The sequence below is a fragment of the Streptomyces sp. ST2-7A genome, assembly GCF_021390475.1.
Lineage (GTDB): Bacteria > Actinomycetota > Actinomycetes > Streptomycetales > Streptomycetaceae > Streptomyces.
The window spans coordinates 201,159-217,492 of the sequence record NZ_JAJUWS010000001.1 but is presented as its reverse complement, the minus strand read 5'-3'; the positions used below and the strand labels follow the sequence as shown (position 1 = coordinate 217,492).

General features: G+C 69.7%; 26 protein-coding genes. 25 read left to right on the top strand and 1 reads right to left on the bottom strand.

Annotated elements, in window-relative coordinates; genetic code table 11:
* Position 1: 1 nt before the first annotated feature.
* The 23 genes from rplP (at position 2) to truA (ending at position 13,811) form a co-directional block, all read left to right on the top strand.
* On the top strand, positions 2 to 421 hold the full coding sequence (rplP, locus tag LZF96_RS00950) for a 50S ribosomal protein L16 (protein WP_182604548.1): 420 nt from the start codon (positions 2 to 4) through the stop codon (positions 419 to 421).
* The gene (gene rpmC / locus LZF96_RS00945) at positions 421 to 645 is read left to right on the top strand and encodes a 50S ribosomal protein L29 (protein ID WP_143616903.1); all 225 of its coding nucleotides are present in this window, start codon (positions 421 to 423) and stop codon (positions 643 to 645) included. Before rplP ends, rpmC begins: the two co-directional genes overlap by 1 nt.
* A complete protein-coding gene (rpsQ, locus tag LZF96_RS00940; RefSeq protein ID WP_233864660.1) occupies positions 645 to 932 on the top strand; it encodes a 30S ribosomal protein S17 in 288 nt (95 codons plus the stop codon). The genes rpmC and rpsQ overlap by 1 nt, the downstream gene beginning before the upstream one ends.
* 104 nt (positions 933 to 1,036) lie before the next feature.
* Positions 1,037 to 1,405, top strand: a complete 369-nt coding sequence (rplN, locus tag LZF96_RS00935; protein ID WP_019433424.1) for a 50S ribosomal protein L14 — start codon at positions 1,037 to 1,039, stop codon at positions 1,403 to 1,405.
* Between the two features lie 3 nt (positions 1,406 to 1,408).
* The gene (rplX, locus tag LZF96_RS00930) at positions 1,409 to 1,732 is read left to right on the top strand and encodes a 50S ribosomal protein L24 (protein ID WP_182604549.1); all 324 of its coding nucleotides are present in this window, start codon (positions 1,409 to 1,411) and stop codon (positions 1,730 to 1,732) included.
* Positions 1,732 to 2,292: a 50S ribosomal protein L5 gene (rplE, locus tag LZF96_RS00925; protein WP_143616908.1), complete on the top strand. Its 561-nt coding sequence runs from the start codon at positions 1,732 to 1,734 to the stop codon at positions 2,290 to 2,292. Before rplX ends, rplE begins: the two co-directional genes overlap by 1 nt.
* Positions 2,293 to 2,295: 3 nt before the next feature.
* Positions 2,296 to 2,481: a type Z 30S ribosomal protein S14 gene (locus LZF96_RS00920; RefSeq protein WP_004571834.1), complete on the top strand. Its 186-nt coding sequence runs from the start codon at positions 2,296 to 2,298 to the stop codon at positions 2,479 to 2,481.
* Between the two features lie 229 nt (positions 2,482 to 2,710).
* Positions 2,711 to 3,109 carry a 30S ribosomal protein S8 gene (rpsH, locus tag LZF96_RS00915; protein ID WP_233864658.1) on the top strand — a complete coding sequence of 133 codons (399 nt, stop codon included), beginning with the start codon at positions 2,711 to 2,713 and terminating at the stop codon, positions 3,107 to 3,109.
* 23 nt (positions 3,110 to 3,132) lie between these two features.
* Complete coding sequence (gene rplF / locus LZF96_RS00910) at positions 3,133 to 3,672, top strand: 50S ribosomal protein L6 (RefSeq protein ID WP_233864657.1); 540 nt, start codon at positions 3,133 to 3,135, stop codon at positions 3,670 to 3,672.
* 3 nt (positions 3,673 to 3,675) lie between these two features.
* Positions 3,676 to 4,059: a 50S ribosomal protein L18 gene (gene rplR, locus LZF96_RS00905; protein ID WP_233864655.1), complete on the top strand. Its 384-nt coding sequence runs from the start codon at positions 3,676 to 3,678 to the stop codon at positions 4,057 to 4,059.
* A 55-nt stretch (positions 4,060 to 4,114) separates the two neighbouring features.
* Complete coding sequence (gene rpsE / locus LZF96_RS00900) at positions 4,115 to 4,717, top strand: 30S ribosomal protein S5 (protein ID WP_233864653.1); 603 nt, start codon at positions 4,115 to 4,117, stop codon at positions 4,715 to 4,717.
* A complete protein-coding gene (gene rpmD, locus LZF96_RS00895; protein ID WP_233864637.1) occupies positions 4,717 to 4,899 on the top strand; it encodes a 50S ribosomal protein L30 in 183 nt (60 codons plus the stop codon). Before rpsE ends, rpmD begins: the two co-directional genes overlap by 1 nt.
* 1 nt (position 4,900) lies before the next feature.
* The gene (rplO, locus tag LZF96_RS00890) at positions 4,901 to 5,365 is read left to right on the top strand and encodes a 50S ribosomal protein L15 (protein WP_233864635.1); all 465 of its coding nucleotides are present in this window, start codon (positions 4,901 to 4,903) and stop codon (positions 5,363 to 5,365) included.
* A 259-nt stretch (positions 5,366 to 5,624) separates the two neighbouring features.
* Positions 5,625 to 6,935, top strand: coding sequence for a preprotein translocase subunit SecY (gene secY, locus LZF96_RS00885; protein WP_233864946.1), 1,311 nt, complete (start codon positions 5,625 to 5,627; stop codon positions 6,933 to 6,935).
* Positions 6,935 to 7,591, top strand: a complete 657-nt coding sequence (locus LZF96_RS00880) for an adenylate kinase (RefSeq protein ID WP_233864633.1) — start codon at positions 6,935 to 6,937, stop codon at positions 7,589 to 7,591. Before secY ends, LZF96_RS00880 begins: the two co-directional genes overlap by 1 nt.
* A gap of 97 nt (positions 7,592 to 7,688) precedes the next feature.
* Complete coding sequence (gene map / locus LZF96_RS00875) at positions 7,689 to 8,525, top strand: type I methionyl aminopeptidase (RefSeq protein ID WP_233864631.1); 837 nt, start codon at positions 7,689 to 7,691, stop codon at positions 8,523 to 8,525.
* A gap of 445 nt (positions 8,526 to 8,970) precedes the next feature.
* Positions 8,971 to 9,192: a translation initiation factor IF-1 gene (gene infA, locus LZF96_RS00870; RefSeq protein ID WP_233864944.1), complete on the top strand. Its 222-nt coding sequence runs from the start codon at positions 8,971 to 8,973 to the stop codon at positions 9,190 to 9,192.
* A gap of 26 nt (positions 9,193 to 9,218) precedes the next feature.
* Complete coding sequence (rpmJ, locus tag LZF96_RS00865) at positions 9,219 to 9,332, top strand: 50S ribosomal protein L36 (RefSeq protein ID WP_003956441.1); 114 nt, start codon at positions 9,219 to 9,221, stop codon at positions 9,330 to 9,332.
* Positions 9,333 to 9,547: 215 nt separating this feature from the next.
* Complete coding sequence (gene rpsM / locus LZF96_RS00860) at positions 9,548 to 9,928, top strand: 30S ribosomal protein S13 (RefSeq protein ID WP_233864629.1); 381 nt, start codon at positions 9,548 to 9,550, stop codon at positions 9,926 to 9,928.
* Positions 9,929 to 9,995: 67 nt separating this feature from the next.
* Positions 9,996 to 10,400, top strand: a complete 405-nt coding sequence (rpsK, locus tag LZF96_RS00855; RefSeq protein ID WP_018558890.1) for a 30S ribosomal protein S11 — start codon at positions 9,996 to 9,998, stop codon at positions 10,398 to 10,400.
* Positions 10,401 to 10,684: 284 nt separating this feature from the next.
* On the top strand, positions 10,685 to 11,707 hold the full coding sequence (locus LZF96_RS00850) for a DNA-directed RNA polymerase subunit alpha (protein ID WP_233864619.1): 1,023 nt from the start codon (positions 10,685 to 10,687) through the stop codon (positions 11,705 to 11,707).
* A 213-nt stretch (positions 11,708 to 11,920) separates the two neighbouring features.
* A complete protein-coding gene (rplQ, locus tag LZF96_RS00845; protein ID WP_233864617.1) occupies positions 11,921 to 12,457 on the top strand; it encodes a 50S ribosomal protein L17 in 537 nt (178 codons plus the stop codon).
* Positions 12,458 to 12,983: 526 nt separating this feature from the next.
* Entirely contained in the window at positions 12,984 to 13,811 is an 828-nt protein-coding gene (truA, locus tag LZF96_RS00840) for a tRNA pseudouridine(38-40) synthase TruA (protein ID WP_233864942.1), read from the top strand.
* A 123-nt stretch (positions 13,812 to 13,934) separates the two neighbouring features.
* On the opposite strand, the gene LZF96_RS00835 is transcribed toward truA, so the two are convergent.
* Entirely contained in the window at positions 13,935 to 14,879 is a 945-nt protein-coding gene (locus tag LZF96_RS00835) for a hypothetical protein (protein WP_233864613.1), read from the bottom strand.
* A 396-nt stretch (positions 14,880 to 15,275) separates the two neighbouring features.
* Here LZF96_RS00835 and rplM point away from each other — a divergent pair, with 396 nt between their 5' ends.
* Positions 15,276 to 15,719, top strand: coding sequence for a 50S ribosomal protein L13 (rplM, locus tag LZF96_RS00830; protein ID WP_233864611.1), 444 nt, complete (start codon positions 15,276 to 15,278; stop codon positions 15,717 to 15,719).
* 41 nt (positions 15,720 to 15,760) lie between these two features.
* A complete protein-coding gene (gene rpsI, locus LZF96_RS00825; protein WP_233864609.1) occupies positions 15,761 to 16,312 on the top strand; it encodes a 30S ribosomal protein S9 in 552 nt (183 codons plus the stop codon).
* Positions 16,313 to 16,334: the final 22 nt, after the last annotated feature.

Here is a 16,334-nt window from a genome sequence, read left to right as displayed (position 1 = left end):
CATGCTGATCCCGCGCAGGGTCAAGCACCGCAAGCAGCACCACCCCAAGCGCAAGGGCATGGCCAAGGGCGGCACCGAGGTGGCGTTCGGCGAGTGGGGCATCCAGGCGGTCACCGCCGCTTATGTGACGAACCGGCAGATCGAGGCCGCACGTATCTCGATGACCCGGCACATCAAGCGTGGCGGCAAGGTGTGGATCAACATCTACCCCGACCGTCCGCTGACCAAGAAGCCCGCCGAGACCCGCATGGGTTCCGGTAAGGGTTCGCCGGAGTGGTGGGTCGCGAACGTCAAGCCCGGTCGGGTGATGTTCGAGCTTTCCTACCCGAACGAGAAGATCGCCCGTGAGGCGCTGATCCGCGCCTCGCACAAGCTTCCGATGAAGTGCCGGATCGTGCGGCGCGAGACCGGGGAGGCGTGATGGCTGCCGGTACCAAGACGGCCGAGCTGCGCGAGCTGAACAACGAGGAACTCGTCGTGAAGCTGCGCGAGGCCAAGGAGGAGCTGTTCCGCCTCCGCTTCCAGGCGGCGACCGGGCAGCTGGAGAACAACAGCCGGCTCAAGGCCGTCCGCAAGGACATCGCCAGGATCTACACCCTGATGCGTGAGCGCGAGCTGGGCATCGAGACGGTGGAGAGTGCCTGATGAGTGAGAAGAATGTGACTGCCGAGAACGCCGGCGAGCGTGGTCGCCGCAAGACCCGTGAGGGTCTGGTCGTCAGCGACAAGATGGACAAGACCGTCGTCGTCGCCGTCGAGCACCACGTCAAGCACGCCCTGTACGGCAAGATCATCCGCCGTACCAACAAGCTCAAGGTGCACGACGAGCAGAACGCCGCGGGCATCGGCGACCGGGTCCTGTTGATGGAGACCCGTCCGCTGTCCGCGACCAAGCGCTGGCGCATCGTCGAGATCCTCGAGAAGGCCAAGTAACCCCCTGAGTTTTCTCAGGACCGGTTCCGCCAGGCTCGGCGGGGGCCCTCGCGGTCATCCGTGACGGCCCCCGCCGGGAACCGGCAGACAATCAGGAGAGAGACGTGATCCAGCAGGAGTCGCGACTTCGGGTCGCCGACAACACCGGTGCGAAGGAAATCCTTTGCATCCGTGTGCTCGGTGGCTCGGGTCGGCGCTACGCGGGCATCGGCGACGTCATCGTCGCCACCGTCAAGGACGCGATCCCCGGCGGCAACGTGAAGAAGGGTGACGTCGTCAAGGCCGTCATCGTTCGCGCCGTCAAGGAGCGTCGTCGTCCGGACGGCTCGTACATCCGCTTCGACGAGAACGCCGCCGTGATCCTCAAGAACGACGGCGACCCCCGCGGTACCCGTATCTTCGGCCCCGTCGGCCGCGAGCTGCGCGAGAAGAAGTTCATGAAGATCATCTCGCTGGCGCCGGAGGTGCTGTAACCGATGAAGATCAAGAAGGGCGACCTGGTTCAGGTCATCACCGGTAAGGACAAGGGCAAGCAGGGCAAGGTCATCGTGGCCTACCCCCGCGAGGACCGCGTCCTGGTCGAGGGTGTCAACCGGGTCAAGAAGCACACCAAGGCCGGGCAGACCGCCCGCGGGTCGAAGACCGGCGGCATCGTGACCACCGAGGCCCCCGTCCACGTGAGCAACGTCGCGCTGGTCGTGGAGCAGGACGGCAAGAAGGTCACCACCCGCGTGGGTTACCGCTTCGACGACGAGGGCAACAAGATCCGCGTTGCCAAGCGGACCGGTGAGGACATCTGATGACTGCCACCACCTACGCACCGCGGCTGAAGCAGCGGTACCGCGAGGAGATCCAGGGCAAGCTGCGCGAGGAGTTCTCCTACGAGAACGTCATGCAGATCCCCGGGCTGACCAAGATCGTGGTCAACATGGGTGTGGGCGACGCCGCCCGCGACTCCAAGCTGATCGAGGGCGCCGTGCGCGACCTCACCACGATCACCGGCCAGAAGCCGGCCGTGACCAAGGCCCGCAAGTCCATCGCGCAGTTCAAGCTGCGCGAGGGTCAGCCGATCGGCGCGCACGTCACGCTGCGCGGCGACCGCATGTGGGAGTTCCTGGACCGGCTGCTGTCGCTGGCGCTGCCGCGCATCCGTGACTTCCGGGGTCTGTCGCCCAAGCAGTTCGACGGTCGCGGCAACTACACCTTCGGTCTCACCGAGCAGGTCATGTTCCACGAGATCGACCAGGACAAGATCGACCGGGTCCGGGGCATGGACATCACCGTGGTCACCACGGCGACCAACGACGACGAGGGCCGCGCCCTGCTGCGTCACCTCGGATTCCCGTTCAAGGAGGCGTGAGCCATGGCGAAGAAGGCCCTGATTGCCAAGGCGGCCCGCAAGCCCAAGTTCGCCGTGCGTGCCTACACGCGCTGCCAGCGTTGCGGCCGGCCGCACTCCGTGTACCGCAAGTTCGGCCTGTGCCGTGTGTGCCTGCGTGAGATGGCGCACCGCGGCGAGCTGCCGGGCGTGACGAAGAGTTCCTGGTAACCGCCGTTCCCGGCGGTCATCGGAACTCTCTCGGCAAGTAACTCGGACGGCGGGGCGGCCCGATTTTCTCCACCAACGGTTCGGTGAACTAAGGTGGAAGGGTTGGGCGCCCGCCGCCCCGAATCGACTTACTACGCCGTAGGTCCCCGCTCCACACCCGTCCCGCCCCGAGCGGGGAGAGGGACGGAGCAGACAGGAAACCACGGCGAGAGAGGCCCAAGGCCATCACATGACCATGACTGATCCGATCGCAGACATGCTGACGCGTCTGCGGAACGCCAACTCGGCTTACCACGACTCCGTGGCGATGCCGCACAGCAAGATCAAGTCGCACATCGCGGAGATCCTCCAGCAGGAGGGTTACATCACCGGTTGGAAGACCGAGGACGCCCGGGTCGGGCGGAGCCTGGTCCTGGAGCTGAAGTACGGCCCCAACCGTGAGCGCTCGATCGCCGGCCTGAAGCGGATCTCCAAGCCGGGCCTTCGGGTCTACGCCAAGTCCACCGCGCTGCCGCGGGTGCTCGGCGGCCTCGGCGTGGCGATCATCTCCACGTCGCACGGTCTGCTCACCGACAAGCAGGCGCAGAAGAAGGGCGTGGGCGGGGAAGTCCTCGCCTACGTCTGGTAACGGAAGGGAACGGAGGAAAAGCAATGTCGCGTATCGGCAAGCTCCCCATCCAGGTTCCCGCCGGTGTGGACGTCACCATCGACGGCCGGACGGTCGGAGTGAAGGGTCCCAAGGGGAACCTTTCGCACACCATCGTCGAGCCCATCGAGGTCGCGCGGGCCGAGGACGGCGCCATCGTCGTCACCCGCCCCAACGACGAGAACCGGAACAGGGCCCTGCACGGCCTGTCCCGCACGCTGGTGGCGAACATGATCACTGGCGTGACCGATGGCTACAGCAAGCGCCTGGAGATCAGCGGTGTGGGTTACCGCGTCCAGGCCAAGGGTTCGAACCTCGAGTTCTCCCTGGGCTACAGCCACCCGATTCTGGTCGAGGCGCCCGAGGGGATCACCTTCGCGGTGGAGACCCCGACCCGGCTGACCGTCCAGGGCATCGACAAGCAGAAGGTCGGCGAGGTCGCGGCGAAGATCCGCAAGCTTCGCAAGCCCGACCCGTACAAGGCCAAGGGCGTCAAGTACGAGGGCGAAGTCATCCGCCGCAAGGTCGGAAAGGCTGGTAAGTAAGCCATGGCATACGGTGTGAAGATCGCCAAGGGTGACGCCCGGAAGCGTGCCGCGACAAAGCGTCGGCACATCCGCATCCGCAAGAAGATCTCGGGCACCCCGGAGCGTCCGCGCCTGGTCGTGACCCGTTCCAACCGCCACGTGGTGGCTCAGGTCATCGACGACATCGCGGGCCACACTCTGGCCTCCGCCTCGTCCATGGACGCCTCCATCCGCGGCACCGACGGCGACAAGAGCGCGCAGGCCCAGCGGGTCGGCGCCCTGGTCGCCGAGCGGGCGAAGGCGGCCGGCGTCGAGGCCGTCGTCTTCGACCGGGGCGGCAGCAGGTACGCCGGGCGGGTCGCCGCCCTGGCGGACGCCGCCCGTGAGGCCGGTCTCAAGTTCTGAGCCGGTTCCGTTGCCAACAGCTGGCTGAGCGGACAAGACGAGAGAGGTAATTCCAATGGCTGGACCCCAGCGCCGCGGTGGCGGCGCCGGTGGCGGCGAGCGGCGGGACCGGAAGGGCCGGGACGGTGGCGCGGCCGCCGAGAAGACCGCGTACGTCGAGCGCGTCGTCGCGATCAATCGCGTCGCCAAGGTCGTGAAGGGTGGTCGTCGCTTCAGCTTCACCGCGCTGGTCGTGGTGGGCGACGGTGACGGCACCGTGGGCGTCGGTTACGGCAAGGCGAAGGAGGTGCCGGCCGCCATCGCCAAGGGTGTGGAGGAGGCCAAGAAGTCCTTCTTCAAGGTGCCCCGGATCCAGGGCACCATCCCGCACCCCATCCAGGGCGAGAAGGCCGCGGGCGTCGTCCTGCTGAAGCCCGCCTCCCCCGGTACCGGTGTGATCGCCGGTGGCCCGGTGCGCGCCGTTCTGGAGTGCGCCGGCATCCACGACGTGCTGAGCAAGTCGCTCGGCTCGTCCAACCCCATCAACATCGTGCACGCCACGGTGGCCGCTCTGCGGGGCCTGCAGCGCCCCGAGGAGATCGCCGCCCGTCGTGGTCTGCCGCTGGAGGATGTCGCCCCCGCCGCTCTGCTGCGGGCGCGGGCAGGGATTGGTGCGTGATGGCTCACCTGAAGATCACCCAGACCAAGTCCTACATCGGCAGTAAGCAGAACCACCGCGAGACGCTGCGCTCCCTCGGGCTGCGCCGCATCAACGACGTGGTGGTCAAGGAGGACCGTCCGGAGATCCGCGGCATGGCGAACACCGTGCGGCACCTCGTGACGGTCGAGGAGGTGGACTGACATGGCGGGCGAGAACGCCGACAAGCCGCTGAAGATCCACAACCTGCGGCCCGCCCCGGGGGCGAAGACCGCCAAGACCCGTGTGGGTCGTGGTGAGGCTTCCAAGGGCAAGACCGCCGGTCGCGGCACCAAGGGCACCAAGGCCCGTTACCAGGTGAAGGCCGGGTTCGAGGGTGGTCAGCTGCCGCTGCACATGCGGCTGCCGAAGCTCAAGGGCTTCAAGAACCCCGCCCACAAGCAGTTCCAGGTCGTCAACCTGGACCGTCTGGCCGTCCTCTACCCGGAGGGTGGCGAGGTGACCGTGCCGGACCTGGTGGCCAAGGGCGCGGTGCGCGACAACGAGCTGGTGAAGGTCCTCGGCAACGGTGAGATCTCCGTGGCGCTGCGGGTGACGGTCGACGCCGTCTCCGGCTCCGCCAAGGAGAAGATCACCGCCGCCGGCGGAACCGTCGACGAACTGCTCTGACGCTTCGCGCGGGACATGTGAAAAAGATGTGACCGGGGGCGCTTCGAACAGGCGTCCCCGGTCACGCGTATGCGGTGTCATTCCCGCATCGCGATACGGCCGGTAAGGTGGCCTGCGGTGCCGTGTCCCGAGCCCGCCGTGCCGTGGGTTCCGGGGCCTTCCCGGATCTTCGGGAAGCACCCCCGTAATTCCCTCAGTATCCGTGAACTACAAGACCGTCACCTCTCGCGAGGTCTTCGCGGGGGGCGCAGGAGGAACCGTGCTCACCGCGTTCGCCCGGGCGTTCCAGACGCCCGACCTGCGCAAGAAGCTGCTCTTCACGCTCGGCATCGTGGTGCTGTTCCGGTTCGGGGCCCACGTCCCCACGCCCGGCGTGAGCTATCAGAACGTCCAGTACTGCGTGGCACAGATCGAGGACAGCAACGCGGGTCTCTTCGGTCTGGTCAACATGTTCAGTGGTGGCGCCCTGATGCAGCTCACCATCTTCGCGCTGGGGATCATGCCGTACATCACGGCGAGCATCATTCTGCAGCTCCTGGTCGTGGTGATCCCGCGGCTGGAGGCCCTCAAGAAGGAGGGACAGGCCGGGCAGGCGAAGATCACGCAGTACACGCGATACCTGACGGTCGCCCTCGCGGTGCTGCAGGCCACCGGTCTGGTGGCCACCGCCCGCAGCGGTTCGCTGTTCGCCGGCTGTACCGAACCCATCCTGACCGACGACGGCATGTTCACCGTCCTGGTCATGATCATCACCCTCACCTCGGCCACCGCGCTCATCATGTGGCTGGGTGAGCTCATCACCGACCGCGGCATCGGCAACGGCATGTCGATGCTGATGTTCGTCTCCATCGCGGCGGGCTTCCCCGGCGCGCTGTGGTCGATCAAGAACGGTGGCACCCTGGCCGACGGTTGGATCGAGTTCGGCGTGGTCATCGCCTGCGGTCTGGCCATGGTGGGCCTGGTGGTCTTCGTCGAGCTGGCGCAGCGTCGCATCCCCGTGCAGTACGCCAAGCGCATGATCGGGCGCCGTTCCTACGGCGGTACCTCGACCTACATCCCGCTCAAGGTGAACCAGGCGGGCGTGATCCCCGTCATCTTCGCCTCGTCGCTGCTCTACATCCCGCTGCTGCTGGTGCAGTTCAGCGGATCCGATGGGGTGTGGGCCGACTGGATCCAGCGACACCTGGTCCAGATGGACAGCCCGATCTACCTGCTCAGCTACTTCACCCTCATCGTGTTCTTCGCCTTCTTCTACGTGGCCATCACCTTCAACCCCGAAGACGTGGCCGAAAACATGAAGAAGTATGGTGGGTTCATCCCCGGGATCCGGGCCGGACGACCCACGGTCGAATACCTGAGCTACGTGTTGAACCGCATCACGTGGCCCGGTTCGATCTACCTCGGTCTGATCGCCCTGGTGCCCGCTGTCGCCCTCATCGCGTTCAACGCGCAGGGGGAGTTCCCGTTCGGCGGTACCTCCATCCTCATCATCGTGGGTGTCGGTCTGGAGACGGTTCGGCAGATCGAGAGCCAGCTCCACCAGCGAAACTATGAAGGGTTCCTCCGCTGATGCGTATCGTCCTCGTTGGACCGCCCGGGGCGGGCAAGGGCACCCAGGCGGCCCTGCTCGCCGAGAACCTCGGTATCCCGCACATCTCGACCGGAGACCTCTTCCGGGCGAACATCCGGCAGGGGACCGAGCTCGGTCGTCGGGCGCAGGAGTACATGCGCGAGGGGCGACTGGTACCGGACGAGGTCACGATCGGGATGGCGGCGGACCGGATGGCCGCTCCCGACGCCGAGGGCGGTTTCCTGCTCGACGGCTTCCCCCGCAACCTGTTCCAGGCCGAGGCCCTGGACAAGCTGTTGGGGGAGACCGGCATCGCGCTGGACGCCGTTCTGGACCTCGAGGTCCCCGAGGACGAGGTGGTCCGGCGCATCGCCGGCCGCCGCATCTGCCGCGAGGACAGCGGCCACGTGTTCCACACCGAGTACAGCAGGCCGCGCGCCGAGGGCGTCTGCGACGTCTGCGGCGGTGAGCTGTACCAGCGCGAGGACGACCAGGAGGACACCGTCCGCAAGCGCCTGGAGGTCTACCACCGGGAGACCGAGCCGATCATCGGCCACTACCGACGGCAGGACCTCGTGGTGACCATCCCCGCCCTCGGAGCCGTTCCCGAGGTGACGCGGCGCGCGCTGGGCGCCCTGCCGCACCGCACCGTCTGACATCCCGCCGCGCGCCGTCGCGGCGACCACCCCGGGGCGCGACATCCCCTCGGCCGATCCCGGCCCCTTCGACCCGGCACGGAAGAGAACCCGATTCATGGTGGAGATCAAGACCCCCGAGCAGATCGCGAGCATGCGTGCGGCGGGGCTGGTGGTCGCCGAGATGCACCGCCGCTGCGCCGAGGCCGCCGTGCCCGGGACCACCACGGCCGAGTTGGACCGGATCGCCGCCGCCGTGATCGCCGAGCACGGTGCCAAGCCCAACTTCCTCGGCTACGGCGGTTTCCCCGGCAACATCTGCACCTCGGTGAACGACGTGGTGGTGCACGGCATCCCCTCCGAGGACACCGTCCTGGCCTCCGGCGACATCATCTCCATCGACGCCGGTGCCATCATCGACGGTTGGCACGCGGACGCGGCACTGACCGTCTTCGTCGGCGACGGTCACCCGCCCGAGGTCCACGAGCTGAGCCGGGTCACCGAGCACTCGCTGTGGGCCGGCATCGCCGCCATGCGGGTCGGCGGCCGACTGGTGGACATCTCCCGGGCGGTCGAGCGGGACATCCGCAAGCAGCCCCCGCCGCCCTCGGGACGCTGGGGCATCGTCGAGGAGTACGGCGGGCACGGCATCGGCAGCGCCATGCACATGGAGCCGCACGTGCTGAACTACGTCGAGCGGCGCCGGGGCAAGGGGCCCCGCCTGGTGGCGGGGATGTGTCTGGCCATCGAGCCGATGGTCACCCTCGGTGACCCGGCCACCCATGTGCTCTCCGACGACTGGACGGTCAAGAGCGAGGACGGCGGCTGGTCGGCGCACTGGGAGCACTCGATCGCGCTGACCGAGCGCGGCCCGCTGGTGCTCACCGCCCCCGACGGCGGCCGGGCGCGGCTGGCGGAGCTGGGCGTCGAGGCGGCACCGGACCCGCTGGGCTGATCCGCCCGGCCGGAGGGGAACGGACCCGGCGGGACCGGGGGCCGGGGGAGACCCGGGGACCCACCGGCATCCGCGTGCCCCGGTGGCGCCGCCGGCGGGAACCGGGCACACCGGGGTCCCACGCCGGGGACCGGGTCCGCCGGGAGGACCGGGACGCGGGCCGCCGGGGGAGACCCGGGCGGCTCCGGAAAGGTGCGCGACCCCCGGGACCGGGGCGTGGGGCCCGGGTTCCGGCGCCCGGGTGGATTCGGTGGAAAAGCACGGGAACCCGGGGAAAACCCCCTCGTTTCCGATCGGCGCCCCGCCGCTTAATGATCTTGATGCCGGGGAAGCCTACCTGATTCGTTTTTTCCCCGGTGCTCACGTAGACTGGTGCGTCGGTCCCGGTACACCCGTGTATCAGGGCTGTCCAGGTAGCCGATCCCGGAAGGTGAAACGCTCAAGTATGGCCAAAAAACAAGGGGCCATCGAGATCGAGGGCACCGTCGTCGAGTCTCTGCCGAACGCGATGTTCAAGGTTGAGCTGGAGAACGGGCACCAAGTTCTCGCGCATATCAGCGGCAAGATGCGGATGCACTACATCCGTATCCTGCCCGACGACCGGGTCGTGGTGGAGCTCTCGCCCTACGACCTGACGCGCGGGCGGATCGTCTACCGCTACAAGTAGATCGAGACCCGGAGAACCTCAATCCCATGAAGGTCAAGCCGAGCGTCAAGAAGATCTGTGACAAGTGCAAGGTGATCCGCCGTCACGGTCGGGTCATGGTCATCTGCGACAACCTGCGCCACAAGCAGCGCCAGGGCTGATCGCGGACACGCCGCACCGAACACTTCGAGCAGACTTCACGCGCCCGGGCGGTGACCGGCCACTCGTGCCCGGATCGTCGCCCCACACGTCAATACCGCACTGTCCCGTCCCCGCTCCGCGCGGAGGGCGACACCCCCGGTCGGAGGCCGGGGCCCGGTAGCCATGCCGGGATCGGCACTGCGGCAGACCTCCGATACGAATCAGGAGCCCACGCATGGCACGCCTATCCGGCGTTGACCTGCCGCGCGACAAGCGCGTCGAGGTCGCCCTCACCTACGTCTTCGGCATCGGTCGCACCCTGTCGCAGACCGCTCTCGGCGAGACGGGTATCAACCCCGACACCCGCGTTCGCGACCTCTCCGAGGAAGAGCTGGTCCGCCTCCGCGAGTACGTCGAGGCCAACATTCGCACCGAGGGTGACCTTCGACGCGAGGTCCAGGCCGACATCCGCCGCAAGGTCGAGATCGGCAGCTACGAGGGTCTGCGCCACCGTCGCGGCCTCCCGGTTCGCGGACAGCGCACCAAGACCAACGCGCGTACCCGCAAGGGCCCGCGCCGCGCCATCGCCGGCAAGAAGAAGCCGGGCAAGAAGTAGTCCGCTCCGGACGCCGTTTCGCGGTCCGCGCAGCGGGACCGACCACCTCCACGGGAGATAGCGCTTTATGCCTCCGAAGGGCCGACAGGCCGGCGCCAAGAAGGTGCGCCGCAAGGAGAAGAAGAACGTCGCTCATGGGCACGCCCACATCAAGAGCACGTTCAACAACACCATCGTTTCGATCACCGATCCGTCCGGGAACGTGATCTCCTGGGCCTCCGCCGGCCACGTCGGCTTCAAGGGGTCCCGCAAGTCCACCCCGTTCGCCGCGCAGATGGCGGCGGAGAGCGCCGCCCGTCGTGCGCAGGAGCACGGCATGCGCAAGGTGGACGTCTTCGTGAAGGGCCCCGGTTCCGGTCGTGAGACCGCGATCCGTTCCCTCCAGGCCACCGGCCTGGAGGTCGGGTCCATCCAGGACGTGACCCCCACCCCGCACAACGGCTGCCGTCCGCCCAAGCGTCGGCGCGTCTGACCACCGGCCGTTCCCGTCCCGGTGCCCCGGCATCCGGACGGGAACGGCCAATCGTCGGGTCGGATCCCCCGGGACCCGACCCGACGGCGGGTCCCCGCCCCCGCGAAGGGCGATCGGCCCGCGGCCCCGCACCACCCCGCAGCACCCACCGGCGGCGCACGACACGCCGCCGGCCGGGCCCGGCGACACCCCGGTGTCGTCGTCCCGGGGAGCGGCGTCCGCCGCACTCCCCGTCGTCCGCCTCGGCATCAAATAGCGGGTGCCGAAGACTGGAGTCATCACCCATGCTGATCGCACAGCGTCCCTCCCTGACCGAAGAGGTCGTCGACGAGTTCCGCTCCCGGTTCGTGATCGAGCCGCTGGAGCCGGGCTTCGGCTACACCCTGGGGAACTCCCTGCGTCGCACCCTGCTCTCCTCCATCCCGGGTGCCGCCGTCACCAGCATCCGCGTCGACGGTGTGCTGCACGAGTTCTCCACCGTGCCCGGCGTCAAGGAGGACCTCACCGACCTGATCCTCAACATCAAGCAGCTGGTCGTCTCCTCCGAGCACGACGAGCCGGTCGTGATGTACCTGCGCAAGCAGGGCCCCGGCCCGGTCACCGCCGCCGACATCGCCCCGCCCGCCGGCGTCGAGGTGCACAACCCCGACCTGGTGCTGGCCGGCCTCAACGCCAAGGGCAAGCTGGAGATGGAGCTGACCGTCGAGCGCGGTCGCGGCTACGTCTCCGCCGTGCAGAACAAGCAGGCGGGCCAGGAGATCGGCCGCATCCCGGTCGACTCCATCTACAGCCCCGTGCTCAAGGTCACCTACAAGGTCGAGGCGACCCGTGTCGAGCAGCGCACCGACTTCGACAAGCTGATCGTCGACGTCGAGACCAAGGAGTCGATGCGTCCGCGCGACGCCATGGCCTCCGCCGGCAAGACCCTGGTCGAGCTGTTCGGCCTGGCCCGCGAGCTCAACGTCGACGCCGAGGGCATCGACATGGGCCCGTCCCCGACCGACGCCGCGCTCGCCGCCGACCTGGCGCTGCCGATCGAGGAGCTGGAGCTGACCGTCCGCTCCTACAACTGCCTCAAGCGCGAGGGCATCCACTCCGTCGGCGAGCTGGTCGCCCGCTCCGAGGCCGACCTGCTGGACATCCGCAACTTCGGCGCGAAGTCCATCGACGAGGTCAAGGCGAAGCTGGCCGGCATGGGCCTGGCCCTGAAGGACAGCCCGCCCGGATTCGACCCGACCTCCGCCGCCGACGCCTTCGGCGCCGACGACGACGGCGACCCCGGCTTCGCCGAGACCGAGCAGTACTGAGCCCGCACCCGCGCCCCGGTCCCGACACCGTCGGCCGGGGCGCGGGACCGCGCACGGCCGACCGCGCGACACCCGATCATCCCGGGCCGCACGGTCGGCCCGGTAACGTTCCGGGGGGCCACGGCCCCCCGGGCACCCCGCCCCGGCACCGGCCCGGGCGGGCCCTGACACCGGTACCTGACACGGCCGGTGCAGTCACGAAGGAGAAACCCGATGCCCAAGCCCACCAAGGGTCGTCGTCTCGGCGGCGGTCCCTCCCACGAGCGGCTGATGCTGGCGGGTCTCGCCACCGCGCTGTTCGAGCACGGGCGCATCAAGACCACCGAGGCCAAGGCCCGTCGCCTGCGCCCGGTGGCCGAGCGGCTGATCACCAAGGCGAAGAAGGGCGACCTGCACAACCGTCGCCAGGTGATGCGCACCATCACCGACAAGAGTGTCGTGCACTCCCTCTTCACCGAGATCGGCCCGCAGTTCGCCAACCGTCCCGGTGGCTACACCCGCATCACCAAGATCGGTCCCCGTCGCGGCGACAACGCCCCGATGGCGGTCATCGAACTGGTGGAGGCCCTGACCGTGCAGCAGGAGGCCGTCGGCGAGGCCGAGGCCGCCAACCGGCGCGCGGTGAAGGAGTCGGAGGAGGCCAAGGGCGGCACCGACCTCTCCAAGGACGGCGACGTGGCGGAGACCTCCGCCACCGAGCAGAACGACGCCGAGGGCGGCAAGGACACCGAGGAGAAGAAGGACGCCTGATCCGGCGCCCCTTCCCGGTCTCCCCGGGTCCCGCCCGGCCCCGGCCGGGTGGTTCCGACGGGCCCGGTCCCCGCACAACGCGGGGGCCGGGCCCGTTCCCGTTGCCGGGGTGCCGTCGCCCCTGGAGGGGTGTGTCCGGGGGAACCGGGGCGGGACTCCCGCCCCGGTGGTCGACGCCCGGCCCCGCTCCGCCGCTCCTGGAGACGTCCCACGGGGTCGGGGGCGGCCCCATGGCCGGTCGTGGTCCCCCACCCGCCGGGCGGCGTGGGAGGCCCGGAGAAGGGCGGGAGCGCCGTCGCCGGCTCCGACCCCGGCCGTCGCGGCGCGGGCACCGGCGTTCCGACCGGCCCCGGCGGCGGGGGTCCGCGCGGATCCGGGAGAATGCGGCCTCGTGACCGACAGCGCCGCCCGTCCCGAGCACACCCCGCCCACCGACGCCCCGCCCGGCGACACCCGCCCCACCGAGGCGGCCCCCGAACCCCCGGCCGACCGTTTCGCCCCACCCCCCGGCACCGTTCGGGTCCGCCTGGACATCTCGTACGCCGGTACCGACTTCTCCGGCTGGGCCCGGCAACCGGGCGGGCGCCGCACCGTCCAGCAGGAGATCGAGGACGCGCTGGGAGTCGTCACCCGCACCGGCCGGACCTTCGAGTTGACCGTCGCCGGCCGCACCGACGCGGGCGTGCACGCCCGCGGACAGGTCGCCCACGCGGACCTGCCGCACGAGCTGTGGGCCGAACACGGTGAGCACATGGTGCGCCGACTGGCCGGACGCCTGCCGAAGGACGTGCGGGTGTGGCGGGCGCGGCCCGCGCCCCCGCACTTCGACGCCCGTTTCTCCGCCACCCACCGCCGGTACGCCTACCGGGTCACCGACCGCCCCGGCGGTGTGGACCCGCTGCTGCGCGACCACGTGCTGTGGCACAACCACCCGTTGGACGAGGCGGCGATGAACGAGGCGGCCGGGCCACTGCTGGGCGAGCACGACTTCGCCGCCTACTGCCGGCGCCGGGAGGGCGCCACCACCATCCGCACGCTGCGCGAGCTGCGCTGGGAGCGCCGCCCGGACGGTGTCCTGGAGGCCGCGGTGGTGGCGGACGCCTTCTGCCACAACATGGTCCGCTCGCTGGTCGGCGCGATGCTCTTCGTCGGCGACGGTCACCGGCCGTCGGACTGGCCCGGTCGGGTGCTGGCGGCCCGGGTTCGGGACTCGGCGGTGCACGTGGTGCGTCCCCACGGGCTGACCCTGGAGGAGGTCGGCTATCCGCCGGACGACCTGCTGGCCGCCCGCAACCGGGAGTCCCGCAACCGTCGGACCCTACCCGGCACCGGCCCGGTCGCCGGCTGCTGCTGAGCCCCGGGCGGGGTCCCGGGCGGGCGGCGCGTCGCACGGGTGACGTCCCGGTGGCCGTGGATCGGTGTCCACCGGCGGGGTCGTCGCGGGGCGACGGCCGGGCTCCCGACGGACCCCGCCGGGTCAGTCGCCGTCCGTGGCGCCCGGCTCCGGCTCGGTGTCCCGGTCCTCCGCACCGCCGGCCCCGCTCCGCCGCTCGGCGACGAGGGCCTCGGCGGAGGCCGACGCCTGGCTCTCGCCGCGCTGCACGATCCGGGTGTAGGCGTGTTCGTTGCCGTCCCGGGCGGCCTGCTGCGCGGGGGTCTCCTCGCCGGAGTCGGGGGTGTTGTCCAGGTTCCCGGCGATGGTGAAGTACACGTACCGGCCCAGCTGGCTGCGGGTGGTCCGGCAGCCGCCGCGCTGGCAGAACGCGGCGGCACCCTCGCCGATCAGCGGAGTGATGGGGCCCCCGGCGGCCTCCTTGGCGGCGGCGGCCTCCTCCTCGCCGGGGAACTGCGCCGCGCCGACGGTGACGGCCACCCCCTCGGCGGTGTAGGTGGCGCGGACCAGCGCGAGGCAGCCGTGAGCGGCGAGCGCTTCGGCGGGGCCGGGGCCGGCCGTCGCCGCGCACGCCTCGATGCCCTCGGCGGTGTCGGCGGCCACCCGGAGGTACTCGCGGTCCTCCACCCGCATCGTCTCGCCGGCGAAGAAGCCGTCCGAGGTGAAGGGCGCCAGGTCCTTCTCCGGGTCGGTGACGAACTCCCGGGGCTTGGGCGGGGGCGGCAGACTGGTCTCGGAGAAGGTCGGCGCGGGCTGGGCGTCGGGTGAGGACCCCTCCGCAGCGTCCAGGGCGTTGCCGCCCCGATCGGCGGGCGTGTCGGCCCCGCCGCCGTCCTGTCGCACGATGGCCAGCGCCACCACCGTGCCCACCAATACGGTCGCCAGGGCGCCGCCCCCGACCACCAGCCACCGGCGGCGTCGCCGGTCGCGTTCGGCGTCGGCGGCCAGCGCGCTCCAGTCCGGGGACGGCGCGCCGCCCCCGGTTCCCCACTGCGGGCCTCCGGTGGGCCCCCCCTGGACATGGCTCATGCCGGCATCCTAGGGAACAACCGCGCGAGCCCCCAACGCCCGTCCCGGTCGGAATTCCCGGTATCCCCCCGCGTCCGGCGGGCGATCGTCGACCGATCAGCCCCCGGAAGGCGCCGAGAAGGCGTCGAGGGAATGCCGCGGAGGTGTCGACGGGTCGGGTCGGGTCCGGAGGGCGGCGGACGGGTCGTTTTGACCCCTCCCCGTCCGGGCCGGTATCCTGCCTGGTCGATATGCGTAATGGCTTGCTCGATCTCACGTGAGGGGCCTTGCGCAGGACATGTGGGGTGCCATCTCCCGACCGTCGCGCGGTTTGCGTCACCGTGCCCCGGTCCGGCCGGGGTGAGGACCCCCGGTCCTTGTAAGGATCCACTCACCGAAAAAGCGAAGGCCACGACCGTGCGTACGTACAGCCCCAAGCCCGGCGATGTCCAGCGCCAGTGGCACGTCATCGACGCCCGGGACGTCGTCCTGGGTCGTCTGGCGTCCCAGGCCGCCATCCTGCTGCGCGGGAAGCACAAGCCCATCTACGCGCCCCACCTGGACACCGGTGACTTCGTCGTCATCGTCAACGCCGCCAAGGTGCACCTCTCGGGCAACAAGCGGACCCAGAAGCTCGCCTACCGCCACTCCGGCTACCCGGGTGGTCTGCGGTCCGTCCGTTACGACGAGCTGCTGGAGAAGAACCCCGAGAAGGCCGTCGAGAAGGCCGTTCGGGGCATGCTGCCCAAGAACACCCTCGGCCGGCAGATGCTGTCGAAGCTGAAGGTGTACGCGGGTTCGGAGCACCCGCACGCCGCGCAGCAGCCGCAGCCGTTCGAGATCACCCAGGTCGCGCAGTAGTCCCGGCCACCCAGCCCAGACAGAGAGTTTCGAGGAGCATCGTGGCCGAGAACACCACCGAGACCACCGAAGAGTTCGACACCGAGACCGAGACCACCGAGGTCGAGGCCGAGGTCGAGGTCCCCGAGAGTGGCGAGTACACCACCGAGAGCGCGCCGGTCGAGGAGTACGCCTCCGAGTCCCTCGCCTCCAACTTCGGTGACCCGCTGCCGGGTGCCGGCACCGGTCGCCGGAAGAACGCGATCGCCCGCGTTCGCATCGTGCCGGGCAGCGGCAGCTGGAAGATCAACGGCCGTACGCTGGAGGCCTACTTCCCGAACAAGGTCCACCAGCAGGAGGTCAACGAGCCCTTCAAGGTGCTCGAGCTGGACGACCGTTACGACGTCGTCGCCCGCATCTCCGGCGGCGGTGTCTCGGGTCAGGCCGGCGCCCTGCGCCTGGGCGTGGCCCGCGCGCTGAACGAGGCGGATGTCGAGAACAACCGCGCCACCCTGAAGAAGGCCGGCTTCCTGACCCGCGATGCCCGCATGGTCGAGCGGAAGAAGGCCGGTCTGAAGAAGGCGCGCAAGGGTACGCAGTACAGCAAGCGCTGACGCGGCGACAGCCGCTCCCCGT

Excerpts from the sequence above, each read along its gene's own strand:
- rplE (WP_143616908.1), top strand. The coding sequence starts at position 1,732 with ATGACTGCCACCACCTACGCACCGCGGCTGAAGCAGCGGTACCGCGAG.
- rpmC (WP_143616903.1), top strand. The coding sequence starts at position 421 with ATGGCTGCCGGTACCAAGACGGCCGAGCTGCGCGAGCTGAACAACGAG.
- rplQ (WP_233864617.1), top strand. The coding sequence starts at position 11,921 with ATGCCCAAGCCCACCAAGGGTCGTCGTCTCGGCGGCGGTCCCTCCCAC.
- rpsH (WP_233864658.1), top strand. The coding sequence starts at position 2,711 with ATGACCATGACTGATCCGATCGCAGACATGCTGACGCGTCTGCGGAAC.
- LZF96_RS00835 (WP_233864613.1), bottom strand. The coding sequence starts at position 14,879 with ATGAGCCATGTCCAGGGGGGGCCCACCGGAGGCCCGCAGTGGGGAACC.
- map (WP_233864631.1), top strand. The coding sequence starts at position 7,689 with ATGGTGGAGATCAAGACCCCCGAGCAGATCGCGAGCATGCGTGCGGCG.
- infA (WP_233864944.1), top strand. The coding sequence starts at position 8,971 with ATGGCCAAAAAACAAGGGGCCATCGAGATCGAGGGCACCGTCGTCGAG.
- rpsK (WP_018558890.1), top strand. The coding sequence starts at position 9,996 with ATGCCTCCGAAGGGCCGACAGGCCGGCGCCAAGAAGGTGCGCCGCAAG.
- LZF96_RS00880 (WP_233864633.1), top strand. The coding sequence starts at position 6,935 with ATGCGTATCGTCCTCGTTGGACCGCCCGGGGCGGGCAAGGGCACCCAG.
- LZF96_RS00850 (WP_233864619.1), top strand. The coding sequence starts at position 10,685 with ATGCTGATCGCACAGCGTCCCTCCCTGACCGAAGAGGTCGTCGACGAG.
- rplP (WP_182604548.1), top strand. The coding sequence starts at position 2 with ATGCTGATCCCGCGCAGGGTCAAGCACCGCAAGCAGCACCACCCCAAG.
- rpsE (WP_233864653.1), top strand. The coding sequence starts at position 4,115 with ATGGCTGGACCCCAGCGCCGCGGTGGCGGCGCCGGTGGCGGCGAGCGG.
- rplX (WP_182604549.1), top strand. The coding sequence starts at position 1,409 with ATGAAGATCAAGAAGGGCGACCTGGTTCAGGTCATCACCGGTAAGGAC.
- rpsQ (WP_233864660.1), top strand. The coding sequence starts at position 645 with ATGAGTGAGAAGAATGTGACTGCCGAGAACGCCGGCGAGCGTGGTCGC.
- rpmJ (WP_003956441.1), top strand. The coding sequence starts at position 9,219 with ATGAAGGTCAAGCCGAGCGTCAAGAAGATCTGTGACAAGTGCAAGGTG.
- rplO (WP_233864635.1), top strand. The coding sequence starts at position 4,901 with ATGGCGGGCGAGAACGCCGACAAGCCGCTGAAGATCCACAACCTGCGG.
- LZF96_RS00920 (WP_004571834.1), top strand. The coding sequence starts at position 2,296 with ATGGCGAAGAAGGCCCTGATTGCCAAGGCGGCCCGCAAGCCCAAGTTC.
- rplR (WP_233864655.1), top strand. The coding sequence starts at position 3,676 with ATGGCATACGGTGTGAAGATCGCCAAGGGTGACGCCCGGAAGCGTGCC.
- rplF (WP_233864657.1), top strand. The coding sequence starts at position 3,133 with ATGTCGCGTATCGGCAAGCTCCCCATCCAGGTTCCCGCCGGTGTGGAC.
- rpsM (WP_233864629.1), top strand. The coding sequence starts at position 9,548 with ATGGCACGCCTATCCGGCGTTGACCTGCCGCGCGACAAGCGCGTCGAG.
- rpmD (WP_233864637.1), top strand. The coding sequence starts at position 4,717 with ATGGCTCACCTGAAGATCACCCAGACCAAGTCCTACATCGGCAGTAAG.